The following is a 15,413-nucleotide window of genomic DNA, read 5'->3' on the forward strand; positions in this document are numbered from 1 at the left end:
GTAAACAAGCACTTCGATGAAAGGGGCGTTATTAACCATGAATTCTTTTTTCTATGTATTGAACGGTAAAAAAATCAAACGATTCTTAATCGTAATGGCTGCAGCCGTCTTTACTGTTGGAGTCATTTATGTAGAAACCGATAATGTTACGGTTTTTTCCGAGGAAGCACCAACCGCTATTTATAGTGTACCCACGGACAAAAAGCTGATCGCTCTCACCTTTGATATTAGTTGGGGTGATAAGCGTACTGCCCCCATCTTAAAAGTCCTTGAGGATAAAAAAGTGACTAAGTCCACCTTTTTTCTTTCTGCCCCTTGGAGTAAAACACATCCAGAGCTTGTGAATCAGATTAAAGAAAGTGGATTTGAGATCGGCAGTCATGGCCATAAACACGAAAATTACAGTAGCTTAAGCGATGAAGATATTCGTAAGCAGATTTCCATTGCTCATACCACATTAACCGAACTGACGGGACAGTCCCCGAAGTTGATCCGTATGCCTAATGGCGACTTTGATAAAAGGGTCCTTCAGGTTGCCGGCACTTTAGGCTACAAAACCATTCAGTGGGATACAGATTCCCTGGACTGGAAAAACCCTGGTACTCAGGTCATAATCGACCGTGTTGTAAATAAAGCGCATCCTGGCGATATCGTCCTTCTGCATGCCAGTGATTCCTGTAAACAAACACATGAAGCCTTGCCCGTCATTATCGACAAGTTGCGCGCACAAGGCTATGAATTCGTGACTGTATCTGAACTGCTTCAACAGGGTACAGTAAAAGGCAAAGAGGTACGCGATCAGGCACTGGGTCTTTAAGGAGTTATTTTACATCGTTCTCAGCTAAAAACCAAAAGCAAATCGACATATTTCTCCGCATTCATCCGCATACTATCCACATTCATGATGAAGGAGGAATACGGCCATGAATTGGACTCGTTTGCGATTTGTTAGCACGGTATGCGTACTGGGCGTTGCACTGAGTGGCTGCGGCTCGGATCAGGGTTCTGCGCCCCCCCAGAACAGTTATAAAGAGATGAAAACGATGGTTGTCGATATCTTGAAAAGCGATGACGGAAAAAAAGCCGTAGAAGAGGCTTTAACCGGGGAAAGCACTTCAAAAGAAGGACAATCCGGTCAAAGCAGTGAAGAGGGTGGGGCTGGTGGTGGATCTGGTGGCAGCATGGGAATGAAAATGCTTATGCCCATGCAATCGGCTGAACAGATGAAGATCGCAGTCAAAGATACTTTGGTATCACCTGAATATAAAAAAGAAATCGAAAAAATTATGACTGATCCGCGTTTTGCCGGAGAATTTGCCAAAGCCATCAACAGCCAAAGCAAACAGCTTCATATGCAACTCATAAAAGACCCTTCTTATCAAAAATCAATTGAAGCGATGCTTAAGTCGCCAGAACTGACCAAGATGTATATGGACTTAACTAAAACTCCTGAATATCGCAAACAATCTATGACAGTCATGCATGATGCCATGCAGAATCCGATTTTTCGGCTTGAAGTCATGAATTTACTTAAAACTGTCGTACAAGAGGAACTCCAACCTAAGGTTGAGAAAAAAAGCGGTGAGCAAGGTGGCTCTGCTGATCAGAAGCAAGATGGTGGTGGTGGAGGCGAAGGAGAACAAGGTGGAGGCCAATAATAAAAAGGCTGGTTCAACAACCAGCCTTTTTTTCTTATTCAAATTCCGCGTGCAACGTCGTAATTTGAGCAGCAATATCATTGTAAATTTCCCCTGTCGCCGACTCGGATTTATATACGGATGGAGAAAAGTCGGCTTCTGAAGGGTGATTGTCTGGGATACCCAGCGGAATTTGCGCCAGCAGCTTCGTATGAAGGGTATCTGCCAGCATAGCCCCGCCACCGCGTCCAAAAACATAGTCCTTTTCTCCGGTGGAGGATACATAATAGGACATGTTCTCCACAACACCAATGACCTTATGATCTGTTTGGAGCGCCATAGCCCCTGCACGTGCAGCTACAAAAGCTGCAGTTGCATGTGGGGTAGTGACAATGATTTCTTCACTCTGCGGAATCATTTGATGTACGTCAAGCGCTACATCGCCAGTCCCTGGTGGTAAATCGAGTATCATATAATCCAGTTGTCCCCATTCAACATCACTAAAAAACTGTCTGAGCATTCTCCCCAGCATGGGACCTCTCCAAATCACCGGATTGTTCTCTCTGACAAAGAAGCCCATAGACATGATTTTGATACCGAATCGCTCCACCGGCTGAATGATACCATCTTCGACAGAAGGAACCTCCTCCACCCCGATCATATCCGGCACGCTAAATCCATAGATATCCGCATCAATTAAACCCACACGCTTCCCCTGTCTAGCTAAAGCAGCAGCCAAATTTACAGCTACTGTCGATTTTCCGACACCACCTTTTCCGCTTGCAATGGCAATAAACCGGACGCCAGATGCTGGGCTAAGCAGCTCATGTTCTTCCATACCGACAGCATGTCCTTTGGTCAAAACCGGGTCAGCGGCTTCCTCGGTATTCTCCACAGCTTGAATTGCGGACTTTTCATGCTCAGATGCCTCACGAATACGAATATGGACGTGGCTTAATCCCGCCTCTTCTAACGTCTGCCGGATTTCCCGCTCCAGTTCTGCACACGTTTCTTCCTGGCTATTCAGACTAATAGCGGTCAAGGATACCCGATCCTCTTTAACAACCACATCCCGAATAAAATGGAGATCGACTAGACGGCGTCCTGTTTGAGGCTCCCGCACTTGTTGAAGTAGCTCTATAACTTGCTCTCTTGATTGCATGAATTATCAGCACCTCTGCTTTAATGAATTACGGAGTGGTAAACACTTACAGTATACCACTATCTGGCCTCAGGTGCTGGTGAGATCCCCTTTTCCCCGGCACTGTAACGCAAAATCCCCTTATATATGGACGCCGCCACCCGCCTTTGATAGTTCACGTCACTTAGTCGTCTGGCTTCCTCTGGATGGGACAAAAATCCGACTTCTACAAGGGCTGATGGCATTTTGAGAGCTTTCAATAAATAAACTGTGTTCACGGTCTTAGCTACTCTATTCGTGTTTTCCAAGTTACGCTTGATCTCTTCCTGAATTAAGGACGCCAAATTCTCGTTATCTGCATGGTTAGGGACGAAAAAGGTCTGTGCTCCACTCCAACGGCTCGACGGGATACTGTTCATATGAATACTTAGAAAGAGGTCTGCTTTCTGCTCCTCAATTATACGCACACGCTGCTTCAAATCCTCCGTTTTCCTTCTGGCGTAACCTTTCGTTTCTTGCTGCGCCAGGTCGCGGTCATCCTCACGTGTCATGACAACAACAGCACCTGCTTGCTGCAAATAATCCCGCAAATAAAAAGCGATTGCCAGATTAATATCCTTTTCAATAATTCCTTCTTTGCTAACCGCCCCTCCATCAGGCCCTCCGTGTCCAGCATCTAGGGCAATTACTTTACCAGTAAGGGGTAAACTCCAATGGGTCCAAGCTCTCGAAGCAGGTATCTCATACAATGCCAGTGTAATAAATAGAACGGCGAGACAACAGCCCAACAGCATTTTTTGCAACGTCCGATAGCGAATCCACAGTGTAACCTCGTTTTTACGATTATTTTTTTGCATAACAAAACGCCTCCGTCCTATACAGATACTAATAATCTATATGGGACGAGGCGTGTAGATAGTACAACTCAGGCATGAACAAATTCTTTCATACCTTCAATCAGCACTTGAGCGACTTCTGGTCGTGTAAATTCAGGTGGCGGGCAAACCCCAGAGCGCAACAATTCCCGTACCTTGGTGCCCGAGAGCGTTAAATGATGCTCCTTGGGATGTGGGCATGTTTTACTTGAGGCCATATTTCCACATCGGGTGCAATAAAAGCTGTGTTCAAAGAACAATGGAGTAATCGCCAGCTCTTCAGGTGTAAAGTGCCTGAAAATTTCCTGTGCTTCGTAGGTACCATAATAGTCTCCTACACCGGCATGATCCCTTCCAACAATAAAATGGGTGCAGCCATAGTTCTTTCGCACAATAGCATGGAAAATGGCCTCTCTAGGACCCGCGTATCGCATGGCAGCAGGAAATACCCCCAGAAAAGTCCGATCAGCCGGATAATAATTGTCCAACAGCACCAGATAGCTCTTCATACGCACATCTGCCGGAACGTCATCTGACTTGGTTTCACCAACGAGTGGGTTTAGAAACAAAGCATCCACAATCTCCATCGCGCTTTTTTGAATGTACTCATGTGCCCGGTGTACCGGATTTCGTGTTTGAAATCCGACTACTGTTTTCCAGCCTTTTTCTGCAAAATAGTCGCGTGTCTGTGATGGTGTATAGTAAAACTCACTAAATTGTGTGGGCTCCGGCCGATTCAGCACTTGCACACATCCACCAACATACGTAGCAGGTCGATCTAACAGTTTTTTTACGCCAGGATGAGCCGGGTCATCCGTCTTGAATACTCGTCTGGCTTCCTCAGCCTGATCTACCTGATAAATACTTTCAATATCAAGTACAGCATAAATAGTACCGTCTGTTTCACCCACCAAAGCCACCTGCTGACCTAATTTCAATTCACTGGCTACACTTTCTGCAACTGCAAGAGTAATGGGAATACTCCAGACTGTACCATCGGCAAGACGCATATCTGTTACCACCGACCGATAATCAGATTCATTCATAAACCCCGTCAAAGGAGAGAAAGCCCCCACTCCAATTAAATCCAGATCAGAAATGGTCCATGAGTTTACACGGATTGGGAACAATTCCTCTGCGGCCTGCAAAAGTGCTTTTTGCTTCGGTCCTGTAATGATTTTATCAACAAGTGTTCCGCCATGCGGAAGAATTGCAGTCATAATGCACTTCCCTTCTCTTCAGTAAATATGACTCATAGCTACCTGAATACCATTTTATTGATGGAGCCCACACTCCGTTTTCTCATTGCCTGACCAGCGACCTGCACGAGGATCTTCACCTGGTAGGACCTCACGGGTACATTGCTCACAACCGATACTGGGATAATTGCGATCATGCAATGGATTATACAGCACTTCATGAGTACGGATATAGTTCCATACATCCTCGGATGTCCAGCTTGCCAAGGGGTTAAATTTAACGAGTCCAAACTTTTCGTCATACTCTACCTTTTTTGAATTCGCACGGGTAGGGGCCTGATCCCGGCGAATACCGGTAATCCATGCATCGTATTGTGACAAAATACGTGTCAGCGGCTCAACTTTGCGTATACCACAACATGTGTTTGGATCTGTTTTCCACAGTTCCTCTCCATGTTCAGCCGCTTGCTCTTCAGGAGTAATTAAGGGAGAGACCCTAACAAAATCCAAGTTATATCTGGCTTTCATCTGATCTCGCGTATCATAAGTTTCTTGAAAATGAAAGTCGGTGTCCAAGTAAAAAATGTCGGTGGAAGGGCTAATTTTTTGAAGCATATCTACTAGTACTACATCTTCTGCTCCGAAGCTACAAGCAAAGGTAAGATTGGGAAATGTAAGAACAGCATACTGGATAATTTCCTCTGGCGTAGCCTCTTCCAGTTCAATTGCCTTGACTCTAATCAACGCTTCTTTCTCCAATAAATTCATTATCAATGCGCCTCCATATGAAGATTCATAAATAAGTGTCACTCCAATACCGACTAAACTAATAAGATTAAATACAGTATAAAACTTTCACAATCATTGTCAATCCACGGCAAAATGTCCTGATGCAAGCATTTATCCACCTAAATTTGCAGGAATGTTGCTCTGTCAGCATTCTTTAATGCTTTCTTGCGTATCCAACCAAGTTCATTGGCTTTATATAAAATATTCTTATACCAAACACTTGAAAATGGTCCATAGGCTCTTTGGTTACTAAAAATAACTAGTGTAGCTGAAGGTATGCTTGAATGGAGGCTTTTTACGTCAACAAAGACGGCTTGTTCTCTACTCTGCCGAAGACAAAGGCGTACCACCAGTACGCTTTTAAACAAAGGGCTTTCTTATATAACATTATATGGGAATAGTTTGGTCCTTGAAGGAATACATCCTATAGTTTTGACTTTGGAAGAGCAAGCCGAACGTGCGGATAAGCATTTTTTTGACAACCTACCTTGCTACGCAAAATTACTTAGTTGAATGATTTCTATAGCCAAAATGTATTATTGTACTATACATATGCTTGTGGATCTTCTGAGTGAAATGCTTTAGAGGCATCTAGGAGCAGCGTATCCTAATCTTGGCCTAGTGCGCGGCAGCCATCGATAATGCTGAACAGCTTTGGGTTGCTTGATCAAGCAAGAATCATCTGTAGAAGAAAGCAACATCGTTTCTGAATCTAAGATTATCGAAGGGTGCTAACCGAGGGAATTGAAAATAACTTTAGGTTCCAAAGCTCTTATTTTGCATTCCAAAGATGAAGTCCGTATATGGACGAGTTCAGATGAGGGCAAAGGTAAAATAGACTTTACTCGAATTTTTTAGCCAGATGAAACCCACTATACTTTTCTGGAGCTCTGGCATCACCGATGCTTTCATTGTGGAAATTAAAAAGAAATGACTGCGCGCTGAACTCTTGTTATGCCTTTATCCCATCCTAAAGCGCTTGTAGAGGCAATTCCCGAGGAATTGATCCACTGGGACACAAGCAAGACTCTTATCGCTACTGGAAGCCTATTTAAAGCCTGTCATCAAGGAGGGTCAATTTTATGAGGGTAGACACAGTCGGACAATACAGGGTGCTCCCAGTTATAGTTTGGAGCGATTGCTGTGTAGACTATTTCCATTACCAGTAACATGTAAATCGCCGTTGCCATTGCAGTAGCCTAGAAAGCGGACAGTGCTAGGCTAAGGAGCGTCCTTCTCTCAGTGCACACAAATAAAAAGAGGTATTCCTTGCCGTATCCCTAGCTACGCCCAAAACAACTGTACAAGAGGCATAGACAGTACCAGCCAGAACATATCAAGGGACTTTACATAAACAACTGAAAGCAAAGTATCTCGTGAAACAGCACTTAGCAGAGAATATTAAGATGAGGCTAATTTGATAGTCGAACATTATATTTTAGTCACAGGTTATAAACATTACAGAATAAACTCCGTGTAAATAGCAAACTGTATTTGTGTATAACAATATCGTCTTCAATTACATCGTGGATAACTTTTCGTGTTCCATGCATTTGCATGCGGTTATTTATGTATTCGCAGAAACATGCTGAAGCCCATGAATTTTAGAGTAGGTCTACTTATCCACATGTGGATAATAATCAGGAAATGACTAAATAAAAAAGAACCCTTTCCATAAGGAAAAGGTTCTTCTGTATTCGAAATATTAACGTTTCGAGAACTGTGGTGCACGACGAGCGGCTTTGAGACCGTATTTTTTACGTTCTTTCATACGTGGGTCACGAGTCAAGAAGCCTGCTTTTTTCAAAGCTGGACGGAATTCCGGATCTGCTTTCAACAGAGCACGGGAAATACCGTGGCGAATTGCGCCGGCTTGACCAGAGATACCACCACCATGAGCGATAACGAGTACGTCATAGCTGCCAACTGTTTCTGTCAGGTTCAGTGGTTGTTTTACGATCAGTTTGAGAGTTTCCAAACCGAAATATTCATTAATATCACGCTTATTGATGACAATGCGTCCTTCACCCGGTACGAGACGAACACGAGCTACCGAATGTTTACGACGACCTGTCCCATAGTATTGTACTTGTGCCATGAAACTGTCCTCCCTTTTAATTATCCGCGAAGTTCGTAAACTTCAGGTTTTTGTGCTGCATGTGGATGCTCAGTGCCTCTGTAAGCTTTAAGTCTCAGCTTCATTTTCTCGCCTTGACGAGTTTTAGGAAGCATACCGTGAACAGCCAATTCCAACATACGCTCAGGCTTGTTCTTAACCATTTCTTGTGCAACCGTTACTTTCAGACCACCCGGATGCAGGGAGTGACGGTAGTATTTCTTGTTCTCCATTTTTTTACCGGTCAATACGATTTTTTCCGCATTGATTACAACAACAAAATCACCTGTGTCCACATGTGGTGTAAATTGTGGCTTGTGTTTGCCGCGAATCAACGCAGCCGCTTCGCTTGCCAGACGGCCGAGCGTTTTGCCTTCGGCATCAATGATGTGCCAGTTGCGCTCAACTTCATTTGGCTTCGCCATATACGTAGTACGCATGAAAAGTATCCTCCTTAAGTTCGTTAACAGAAATCATCATTTATCTTCGTTCGTTAAGTTGCTGCATTATTGATGGATTAGATGTTAATTTAAAGTGATTATCTTAATTGGGGCTGTGGGAAAGCCATTAAGAAAACACAACTTTTATATTACAGGATAACCATCAATTCCGCAAGGGTAAAATCAATGTTTTTTGATGTTTTCGTCGTACTCTACATTCCAGAGCGTTAAAGCGTGTCCAACGGCCGTAGGTCCGGCCTTTGAACGATTTTTCGCCTCTAAAATGGAAGGAATATCATCCGACGATTTTTTGCCTTCTCCCACTTCCAGCAAAGTACCCATAATAATCCGAACCATGTGCTGCAAAAATCCGCTACCTGTAATATAAGTATGGATAATTCCCTGATCATCCGAGTCCGGACGTGAAAAGGAATGGTCTACTGTCATATAGGCTTCGTAAATAGTGCGAACATGATTCGTCTTTTGGGAACGTCGAGATGCGAACGAAGTATAGTCAAAGGTGCCAACTAAATGAGCTAACCCTTCCTCCATCGCTCTTACATCCAGACTCGTTGGATGATGGGCCTGTGTACGACGGTGAAAGATGTCCGGAAACCGGTTCGCATTAATACTGTACCGATATGTCTTCCGCTTCGCCATGCGGCGTGCATGAAAGGACAGTGACACCTCTCTCGCATCCGTAACGATGATATCACGAGGCAACCAGGCATTAAGTGCCAGACACCAGCGCTGTAACGGAATCGGCGATTCAGTGTGAAAATTGAATACCTGCCCGTATGCATGTACACCTGCATCTGTACGGCCTGAGCCTGTAATTTTAAGACGCTCGCCCGTCAATGAGTAAATAGCATGTTCAAGGCAGTCCTGAATGGTGTTACCGTTAGGCTGCGTCTGAAAGCCATCATAGTGGGTTCCGTCATAGTTCACCTTCATGCACAAGTTCCGCATGCTTCTCACACCTTTGTAGGGGTAGTCTCTGGCCTTGCAAGGAATAACCGAACATAACAAAGGAGAAGCCCCTCAAGGACTCCTCCAAGAGAAAAAAAGGGTTGTTCAGAATCAAGCCGATTCTGTCCACCCTTCCCTCATCTTCGCCTGTTTACGCGCGGTCAACCAATTCCAGATATACCATTGGAGCGGCGTCGCCACGACGAGGTCCCAATTTCAGGATACGAGTGTATCCACCTGGACGCTCAGTGTAACGTGTAGCCAATTCGCTAAACAGCTTTTGGATTGCATCCTGCTCACCATCCAAAGTTTCACGGCGAACGAACGCAGCCACTTGACGACGTGCGTGCAGATCTCCTTTTTTCGCTTTGGTGATCAGTTTTTCAGCAATAGAACGAACTTCTTTCGCTTTAGCCTCAGTAGTTTGGATACGCTCATACAAGAACAGATCGGTTACCAAATCACGAAACAAAGCTTTACGGGCACTGGAGTTACGGCCCAATTTTTGGTATGCCATGTAATTTCCCCTCCTTCACAAAAACGTTGCTGTACTATTCTTCCGTACGAAGTCCTAAACCAAGTTCCTCGAGCTTCTCTTGTACTTCTTCCAAAGATTTGCGACCCAAGTTACGGACCTTCATCATATCTTCTTCAGATTTAGTCGTGAGTTCTTGTACCGTATTGATACCAGCGCGCTTAAGGCAGTTATAGGAACGGACGGAGAGATCCAGCTCTTCGATCGTCATTTCAAGAACTTTTTCTTTCTTGTCTTCTTCTTTTTCAACCATAATTTCAGCATCTTTTGCCTCGTCCGTGAGACCCACGAACAACATCACATGCTCGGTCAAAATTTTGGCTCCAAGGCTCACTGCTTCCTCGGGACGAATACTTCCGTCAGTCCAAACCTCAAGTGTCAGCTTGTCATAATTCGTAACCTGGCCGACACGCGTATTTTCTACGCCGTAGTTCACGCGTGCAATCGGAGTGTAGATGGAGTCGACGGGAATGACGCCGATCGGCTGGTCATCACGTTTGTTCCGATCCTGCTTAACGTAACCGCGACCGCGATTGGCAAAAATACGCATGTGAAGTCTCGAACCCGGTCCGAGCGTAGCAATGTGAAGATCCGGATTAAGAATTTCCACATCACTATCCGCACGGATATCTCCTGCCGTTACAACTCCTTCGCCTTCCGCATCGATTTCGAGTACTTTCTCTTCATCCGAGTGGATTTTAAGCGATAAAGCTTTCAAGTTCAGAATGATCTCCGTTACGTCTTCCTTCACACCGGGAACCGTTGCAAACTCGTGCAGAACCCCATCGATCTGAACCGATGTGACTGCTGCCCCCGGTAACGAGGATAACAGAATACGGCGAAGCGAGTTTCCCAGCGTCGTACCGTATCCGCGTTCCAGCGGTTCTACTACGAATTTTCCATAGGTGCCATCATCATTGACGTCAACCGTCTCAATTTTCGGCTTTTCGATTTCTATCACTGCAATATCCCTCCTTCAAAACGTCGCTCCTATATGAAACATTCACCTTATCCATAGTCTATCATGCAGTATACCTAAACATCCATTCTTGGCAGTTTGTGCCGGATCTATACTACACGCAGAGGAGAAATCTCATTAGACGCGACGACGTTTTGGAGGACGGCATCCGTTATGAGGTACCGGAGTTACGTCTTTGATCAGGTTAACTTCCAAACCAGCAGCTTGCAAAGAGCGGATTGCTGCTTCGCGACCTGCACCAGGTCCTTTAACCATGACTTCGACAGTTTTCATGCCGTGTTCCATAGCAGCTTTAGCAGCAGTTTCTGCGGCCATTTGCGCTGCAAATGGAGTAGATTTACGGGAACCACGGAATCCCATGCCGCCTGAGCTGGCCCAAGAGATTGCGTTACCGTGTGGATCTGTGATCGTAACGATCGTGTTGTTGAACGTGGAACGGATGTGTGCCACGCCAGTTTCGATATTTTTACGGTCACGGCGTTTTGTACGTACAACTTTTTTCGGTTTAGCCATTGAATGTTATCCTCCCTTCTTATTTCTTTTTGTTCGCTACAGTCCGACGAGGACCTTTACGGGTACGAGCATTAGTTTTAGTACGTTGTCCGCGAACAGGCAACCCACGACGGTGACGAACACCACGGTAGCACCCAATCTCAGTCAGACGTTTAATATTCAAGGAAATTTCACGACGCAGATCGCCTTCTACTTTAACTTCTTTGTCGATCGTTTCACGTAATTTGCTCACTTCATCTTCAGTCAAATCACGAACACGCGTGTTTGCACTGATGCCTGTTTCCTTCAAGATTTTCTGAGAAGTCGTTTTACCGATTCCGAAAATGTAAGTCAAGGCGATCTCAACGCGTTTGTCACGTGGCAAATCCACACCAGCTATACGAGCCATTTTACGCTACACCCCCTTCTATTAACCTTGTTTTTGTTTGTGTTTCGGATTTTCGCAAATAACCATTACGTTCCCTTTGCGGCGAATGACTTTGCATTTTTCGCAAATAGGTTTTACAGAAGGTCTTACCTTCATGTTGATTACCTCCTCCAAGCTTTACCCTGGTAAAACTCGCTTCGTGAACATTCACATCGTTTTGCCGAGCAAAACAAGTTTTTTAAATGACATACGTTTAATAAAAACCTGCATGAATTACTTGCGGTACGTTATACGGCCTTTGGTTAAATCGTAAGGCGATAACTGTACAACCACCTTGTCGCCTGTCAAAATACGGATAAAGTGCATCCGCAGCTTTCCGGAAACATGAGCAAGAATTTGATGACCGTTCTCCAGCTCTACCTTGAACGTAGCGTTCGGCAGTGGCTCGATTACCGTACCTTCAACCTCAATGACATCTTCTTTGGCCAAAGTCAGTCTCCTTTCTCTTCAGCTTGGTATTCGGACGAGTCCAGGAAAGTTTTCACTGCATGGCGCAGCTTTCCATTCGTCACCCGACCGCTTTCGTTTAAACTGTTTACAATCTCGCTACTAATCTTTGGCTGAGGCACCAAATGAAGAACATTTTTCTTCTTCGCTTGATCAAACTTTCGTTTATCCCCATCCGCAATATATACAAACCTGCTATCTGCTACTGAAACGACAACCGCAATCTGTCCGGCACCTCTGCCTTTCAGAATCTTCACCAGCTGACCGATTTGCAGGTTTCCTTGCTGAATCATTACAATCACCTACGCACTCAGTTTCGTGAAAATGTCCATGCCGCCCGTTTCGCACGTCACCGCTTGCTCGTTATGAGCACATGAGGTTACGTTCATCGTAACGACCGTCCAGTTGTCTTCCAGCGTCCCTACATGGTGAGAACCTATCTGAATCATTAATTCAATAGCCAGCCCAATGCCGGTTTTCAGCCTCGGCCCCTGCTCAGGAATACCACGGTTTGGATTCTCAATATATTGCTGAATGGCATGCGACATTGTAAACTGGCGAGTTTTCGCGATGATATCGCCTTTGTTTAACTTGCGTTTGCCGGGAAATCCGTGCACCAGTTGTTCGTTGACTGAAGCGCAAATGCTAGCAGGAAAACCGTTATAACCTTTAAAAGACGGCACAGCTCCCTGACTGCGAATATACCGATCAGCTAAATGATCAAGTTCACCGGTCGTAATACCGGGCTCGATGTGTCCTGCTAAGAGATGATCCGTTTCCGTATCTATTCTCTTAGCTTTCCTCATAAAGCTTGATTCCGTCCCCGACTTGCAAATGATCATTACAGCTAACCCCGCAACAAGGACACGATATTTTGGGAAACCACATCAATATCCTGTTCTCCGTCAATATGACGCAGAAGATTCTGGTTCTCATAAAACGTGAGGAGTGGTGCTGTTTTATTACTATATTCGTCAAGTCGTGTTCTTACGCTATCTTCATTATCGTCAGGACGCTGATAGAGTTCCCCACCGTCTTTATCGCAAATGCCTTCAACCTTAGGAGGATTAAAGACAATATGATAGCTAGTTCCGCAGCTTTTACAAACCCGCCGTCCTGTGATTCGTGCCAACAAGTTGTCACTATCCACTTTCAGGTTGATGACGTCATCTAGCTTCGTATTCAAACGACCCAAAATTTGATCCAAGGCTTCAGCTTGAGCCAAAGTTCTTGGAAAACCGTCCAGCAAGAACCCTTTCTTGCAATCTGGCTGTTGTAGCCGTTCTTCAACGATACCGATTGTTACGTCATCCGGAACAAGTTCACCCTTGTCGATATATTCTTTAGCTTTAATGCCAATAGGTGTTCCCTGTTTCATCGCTAGGCGAAAAGCATCACCTGTCGAGATATGAGGAATGCCGAATTCCTTCACAATGACATCTGCTTGTGTACCTTTACCAGCCCCCGGAGGGCCCATGATCAAAATATTCACAATCTGTCACTCCTCAAGACGACCCCTACACAAGAAACAGCACAAAAGGTGCCGGTAAGCATGCGAACATCCTAAGCCGGTACCTATTGCCTATTTGTTGATGAAGCCTTTGTAATGGCGTTTGATCAGTTGGCTTTCGATTTGCTTCATTGTATCCAATGCTACACCAATGATGATGAGCAATGAAGTACCGCCAATTTGCACGGAACGAGGCAAGCCCGAAAGCGAACCGAAGAATACCGGCAAAACGGATATGACTGCCAGAAACAAGGCTCCTGTCATTGTCAAACGTGACATTACTCGTGTCAAGTATTTCTCCGTGGCTTTACCCGGGCGAATTCCCGGAATATAACCGCCGTTTTTCTTCATATTGTCGGCCATTTGCTGCGGATTCATCTGTACAAAGGTATAGAAGAATGTGAAACCGATAATCATTACGACATACAAAACCATGCCCAGCGGCTTGTCATAATACAAGTAAGTGGTAACCCACTTAGCCCAAACATGATCTGCCCAGAAACTCGCAATAATTGTCGGGAATTGCAGCAATGATACCGCAAAGATTACCGGAATAACGCCTGCCGCATTAATTTTCATCGGAATATGCGTATTCTGGCCACCGTACATTTTGTTGCCAACTACACGTTTCGCGTATTGTACCGGGATTTTCCGAATACCTTGCTGGATGTAGATAACACCAACAATAATCAGAACAATCACCAGGGCAATTATAATTGCCTTCAGAATATTCATAAACAGCTGATCTGCCTGAATAAACTGAGATTCTACAACCGTCCGAATATGTCTTGGAATACCCGCTGCAATCCCTGCGAAGATAACAATAGAGATACCATTGCCGATTCCCTTTTCGGTAATTTGCTCACCGAGCCACATAAGGAACGTAGTTCCTGCTGTAAGCACAATGGCAATGACCAGATAATCTGCAAAAGTGGCTCCTGGAATCATCGCTGCACCGTACAGTCGATTAAAGCCAATCGACGTTCCGAATGCTTGAATCAGGCCAAGTATTACCGTACCATAACGCGTAATTTGAGCCAACTTCTTTTTACCATGCTCTCCTTGTTTAGCCCATTCCGCAAGTTTCGGAATCACGTCCATTGACAGCAACTGTACAATGATGGACGCTGTAATATATGGCATAATCCCGAGGGCGAAGATCGAAAACTGATACAATGCGCCCCCTGAGAAGGTGTTAAGGAGTCCAAACAACTCGCTTCCTGCCTGATCCTGAGAAGTAAAGACTTGCTTGTTCACGCCGGGAACCGGCACAAAGGAGCCAATACGATATACAAAGAGTATAAACAGGGTGAACAGGATTCGGGTTCTAAGATCCTCAACCCGCCATATATTTTTCAGGGTCTTGAACATTAGATCACCTCGGTTTTACCGCCGGCAGCTTCAATTTTCTCTACCGCAGATTGAGAGAACTTGTTCGCTTTAACTGTCAATTTTACAGTGATTTCACCGTTACCCAGAATTTTGATTCCGGATTTAGCGTTTTTCACAATGCCATTGTTCAGCAAAAACTCAGGGCTTACTTCTGTACCCGCTGCAAAACTGTTCAAATCTTCGATATTCAAAACCGCATACTCTTTACGAGTAGGATTTACGAAACCGCGTTTAGGCAAGCGACGATACAGTGGGTTTTGACCACCCTCGAAGCCCGGACGTACACCACCGCCGGAACGAGCGTTTTGACCTTTATGACCACGACCAGAAGTTTTACCCGTACCGCTACTAGGACCACGACCCAAACGTTTACGTTCTTTGCGGGAGCCTGGAGCTGGGGAAAGCTCATGTAACTTCATCGTTCGTTGCACCTCCTTGATTATT

At 44.9% G+C, this 15,413-nt stretch carries 21 protein-coding genes; 3 read left to right on the forward strand and 18 right to left on the reverse strand.

Going from position 1 to position 15,413, the window contains the following annotated elements; genetic code table 11:
• The first annotated feature begins 37 nt into the window (after positions 1-37).
• Together pdaB and gerD are read left to right on the forward strand one after the other, a co-directional pair.
• Positions 38-817: a polysaccharide deacetylase family sporulation protein PdaB gene (pdaB, locus tag ACM1ND_RS23660; protein WP_023990485.1), complete on the forward strand. Its 780-nt coding sequence runs from the start codon at positions 38-40 to the stop codon at positions 815-817.
• 106 nt (positions 818-923) lie between these two features.
• The gene (gene gerD / locus ACM1ND_RS23665; protein ID WP_023990486.1) at positions 924-1,658 is read left to right on the forward strand and encodes a spore germination lipoprotein GerD; all 735 of its coding nucleotides are present in this window, start codon (positions 924-926) and stop codon (positions 1,656-1,658) included.
• A 34-nt stretch (positions 1,659-1,692) separates the two neighbouring features.
• On the opposite strand, the gene ACM1ND_RS23670 is transcribed toward gerD, so the two are convergent.
• From ACM1ND_RS23670 to ACM1ND_RS23685, 4 genes are all read right to left on the reverse strand, one after another.
• Positions 1,693-2,799: an Mrp/NBP35 family ATP-binding protein gene (locus ACM1ND_RS23670; protein ID WP_068939388.1), complete on the reverse strand. Its 1,107-nt coding sequence runs from the start codon at positions 2,797-2,799 to the stop codon at positions 1,693-1,695.
• A gap of 59 nt (positions 2,800-2,858) precedes the next feature.
• Positions 2,859-3,635: an N-acetylmuramoyl-L-alanine amidase CwlD gene (gene cwlD, locus ACM1ND_RS23675; RefSeq protein ID WP_418026620.1), complete on the reverse strand. Its 777-nt coding sequence runs from the start codon at positions 3,633-3,635 to the stop codon at positions 2,859-2,861.
• Between the two features lie 68 nt (positions 3,636-3,703).
• Positions 3,704-4,873, reverse strand: a complete 1,170-nt coding sequence (gene sat, locus ACM1ND_RS23680; protein ID WP_340857657.1) for a sulfate adenylyltransferase — start codon at positions 4,871-4,873, stop codon at positions 3,704-3,706.
• A gap of 54 nt (positions 4,874-4,927) precedes the next feature.
• The gene (locus ACM1ND_RS23685; protein WP_013312138.1) at positions 4,928-5,620 is read right to left on the reverse strand and encodes a phosphoadenylyl-sulfate reductase; all 693 of its coding nucleotides are present in this window, start codon (positions 5,618-5,620) and stop codon (positions 4,928-4,930) included.
• A 975-nt stretch (positions 5,621-6,595) separates the two neighbouring features.
• Here ACM1ND_RS23685 and ACM1ND_RS23690 point away from each other — a divergent pair.
• Positions 6,596-6,727, forward strand: coding sequence for a malic enzyme-like NAD(P)-binding protein (locus tag ACM1ND_RS23690; protein WP_418026622.1), 132 nt, complete (start codon positions 6,596-6,598; stop codon positions 6,725-6,727).
• A gap of 619 nt (positions 6,728-7,346) precedes the next feature.
• Here the strand turns inward: ACM1ND_RS23690 and rpsI are convergent.
• The 14 genes from rpsI to rplO all read right to left on the reverse strand — a co-directional run bounded on the left by rpsI (position 7,347) and on the right by rplO (position 15,388).
• On the reverse strand, positions 7,347-7,739 hold the full coding sequence (gene rpsI / locus ACM1ND_RS23695) for a 30S ribosomal protein S9 (RefSeq protein WP_013312140.1): 393 nt from the start codon (positions 7,737-7,739) through the stop codon (positions 7,347-7,349).
• A gap of 20 nt (positions 7,740-7,759) precedes the next feature.
• Entirely contained in the window at positions 7,760-8,197 is a 438-nt protein-coding gene (rplM, locus tag ACM1ND_RS23700) for a 50S ribosomal protein L13 (protein WP_013312141.1), read from the reverse strand.
• Positions 8,198-8,380: 183 nt separating this feature from the next.
• Positions 8,381-9,166: a tRNA pseudouridine(38-40) synthase TruA gene (gene truA, locus ACM1ND_RS23705; RefSeq protein WP_028542615.1), complete on the reverse strand. Its 786-nt coding sequence runs from the start codon at positions 9,164-9,166 to the stop codon at positions 8,381-8,383.
• 151 nt (positions 9,167-9,317) lie between these two features.
• A complete protein-coding gene (gene rplQ / locus ACM1ND_RS23710) occupies positions 9,318-9,683 on the reverse strand; it encodes a 50S ribosomal protein L17 (RefSeq protein WP_013312143.1) in 366 nt (121 codons plus the stop codon).
• Positions 9,684-9,717: 34 nt separating this feature from the next.
• Positions 9,718-10,662, reverse strand: a complete 945-nt coding sequence (locus ACM1ND_RS23715) for a DNA-directed RNA polymerase subunit alpha (RefSeq protein WP_007432558.1) — start codon at positions 10,660-10,662, stop codon at positions 9,718-9,720.
• A gap of 135 nt (positions 10,663-10,797) precedes the next feature.
• Positions 10,798-11,193 (reverse strand): 30S ribosomal protein S11, encoded by a 396-nt coding sequence (rpsK, locus tag ACM1ND_RS23720; RefSeq protein ID WP_013312144.1) that lies wholly within the window; start codon positions 11,191-11,193, stop codon positions 10,798-10,800.
• Positions 11,194-11,212: 19 nt separating this feature from the next.
• Positions 11,213-11,581 carry a 30S ribosomal protein S13 gene (gene rpsM, locus ACM1ND_RS23725; protein ID WP_007432560.1) on the reverse strand — a complete coding sequence of 123 codons (369 nt, stop codon included), beginning with the start codon at positions 11,579-11,581 and terminating at the stop codon, positions 11,213-11,215.
• A gap of 21 nt (positions 11,582-11,602) precedes the next feature.
• Positions 11,603-11,716 (reverse strand): 50S ribosomal protein L36, encoded by a 114-nt coding sequence (rpmJ, locus tag ACM1ND_RS23730; RefSeq protein WP_003333770.1) that lies wholly within the window; start codon positions 11,714-11,716, stop codon positions 11,603-11,605.
• Between the two features lie 117 nt (positions 11,717-11,833).
• Entirely contained in the window at positions 11,834-12,049 is a 216-nt protein-coding gene (gene infA, locus ACM1ND_RS23735; RefSeq protein ID WP_006212898.1) for a translation initiation factor IF-1, read from the reverse strand.
• A 2-nt stretch (positions 12,050-12,051) separates the two neighbouring features.
• Positions 12,052-12,360, reverse strand: a complete 309-nt coding sequence (locus tag ACM1ND_RS23740; RefSeq protein ID WP_013312145.1) for a KOW domain-containing RNA-binding protein — start codon at positions 12,358-12,360, stop codon at positions 12,052-12,054.
• A 9-nt stretch (positions 12,361-12,369) separates the two neighbouring features.
• Positions 12,370-12,909, reverse strand: a complete 540-nt coding sequence (locus ACM1ND_RS23745; RefSeq protein WP_418026626.1) for a M24 family metallopeptidase — start codon at positions 12,907-12,909, stop codon at positions 12,370-12,372.
• Positions 12,910-12,914: 5 nt separating this feature from the next.
• On the reverse strand, positions 12,915-13,559 hold the full coding sequence (locus ACM1ND_RS23750) for an adenylate kinase (protein ID WP_013312147.1): 645 nt from the start codon (positions 13,557-13,559) through the stop codon (positions 12,915-12,917).
• Between the two features lie 90 nt (positions 13,560-13,649).
• Positions 13,650-14,948 carry a preprotein translocase subunit SecY gene (gene secY / locus ACM1ND_RS23755; protein ID WP_013312148.1) on the reverse strand — a complete coding sequence of 433 codons (1,299 nt, stop codon included), beginning with the start codon at positions 14,946-14,948 and terminating at the stop codon, positions 13,650-13,652.
• On the reverse strand, positions 14,948-15,388 hold the full coding sequence (gene rplO / locus ACM1ND_RS23760; protein ID WP_013312149.1) for a 50S ribosomal protein L15: 441 nt from the start codon (positions 15,386-15,388) through the stop codon (positions 14,948-14,950). The genes secY and rplO overlap by 1 nt, the downstream gene beginning before the upstream one ends.
• Positions 15,389-15,413 lie beyond the last annotated feature (25 nt).

Source organism: Paenibacillus sp. JJ1722, from assembly GCF_048282685.1.
Taxonomy (GTDB): domain Bacteria; phylum Bacillota; class Bacilli; order Paenibacillales; family Paenibacillaceae; genus Paenibacillus; species Paenibacillus polymyxa_B.

What these genes read in the sequence shown, in the direction of transcription:
- rpsK (WP_013312144.1), bottom strand. Translation starts at nt 11,193, where the DNA reads ATGGCTAAACCGAAAAAAGTTGTACGTACAAAACGCCGTGACCGTAAA.
- rplM (WP_013312141.1), bottom strand. Translation starts at nt 8,197, where the DNA reads ATGCGTACTACGTATATGGCGAAGCCAAATGAAGTTGAGCGCAACTGG.
- pdaB (WP_023990485.1), top strand. Translation starts at nt 38, where the DNA reads ATGAATTCTTTTTTCTATGTATTGAACGGTAAAAAAATCAAACGATTC.
- ACM1ND_RS23745 (WP_418026626.1), bottom strand. Translation starts at nt 12,909, where the DNA reads ATGATCATTTGCAAGTCGGGGACGGAATCAAGCTTTATGAGGAAAGCT.
- secY (WP_013312148.1), bottom strand. Translation starts at nt 14,948, where the DNA reads ATGTTCAAGACCCTGAAAAATATATGGCGGGTTGAGGATCTTAGAACC.
- ACM1ND_RS23685 (WP_013312138.1), bottom strand. Translation starts at nt 5,620, where the DNA reads ATGAATTTATTGGAGAAAGAAGCGTTGATTAGAGTCAAGGCAATTGAA.
- sat (WP_340857657.1), bottom strand. Translation starts at nt 4,873, where the DNA reads ATGACTGCAATTCTTCCGCATGGCGGAACACTTGTTGATAAAATCATT.
- ACM1ND_RS23690 (WP_418026622.1), top strand. Translation starts at nt 6,596, where the DNA reads ATGCCTTTATCCCATCCTAAAGCGCTTGTAGAGGCAATTCCCGAGGAA.
- rplQ (WP_013312143.1), bottom strand. Translation starts at nt 9,683, where the DNA reads ATGGCATACCAAAAATTGGGCCGTAACTCCAGTGCCCGTAAAGCTTTG.
- cwlD (WP_418026620.1), bottom strand. Translation starts at nt 3,635, where the DNA reads ATGCAAAAAAATAATCGTAAAAACGAGGTTACACTGTGGATTCGCTAT.
- gerD (WP_023990486.1), top strand. Translation starts at nt 924, where the DNA reads ATGAATTGGACTCGTTTGCGATTTGTTAGCACGGTATGCGTACTGGGC.
- rpsI (WP_013312140.1), bottom strand. Translation starts at nt 7,739, where the DNA reads ATGGCACAAGTACAATACTATGGGACAGGTCGTCGTAAACATTCGGTA.
- truA (WP_028542615.1), bottom strand. Translation starts at nt 9,166, where the DNA reads ATGCGGAACTTGTGCATGAAGGTGAACTATGACGGAACCCACTATGAT.
- rpsM (WP_007432560.1), bottom strand. Translation starts at nt 11,581, where the DNA reads ATGGCTCGTATAGCTGGTGTGGATTTGCCACGTGACAAACGCGTTGAG.
- rpmJ (WP_003333770.1), bottom strand. Translation starts at nt 11,716, where the DNA reads ATGAAGGTAAGACCTTCTGTAAAACCTATTTGCGAAAAATGCAAAGTC.
- ACM1ND_RS23670 (WP_068939388.1), bottom strand. Translation starts at nt 2,799, where the DNA reads ATGCAATCAAGAGAGCAAGTTATAGAGCTACTTCAACAAGTGCGGGAG.
- ACM1ND_RS23740 (WP_013312145.1), bottom strand. Translation starts at nt 12,360, where the DNA reads ATGATTCAGCAAGGAAACCTGCAAATCGGTCAGCTGGTGAAGATTCTG.
- rplO (WP_013312149.1), bottom strand. Translation starts at nt 15,388, where the DNA reads ATGAAGTTACATGAGCTTTCCCCAGCTCCAGGCTCCCGCAAAGAACGT.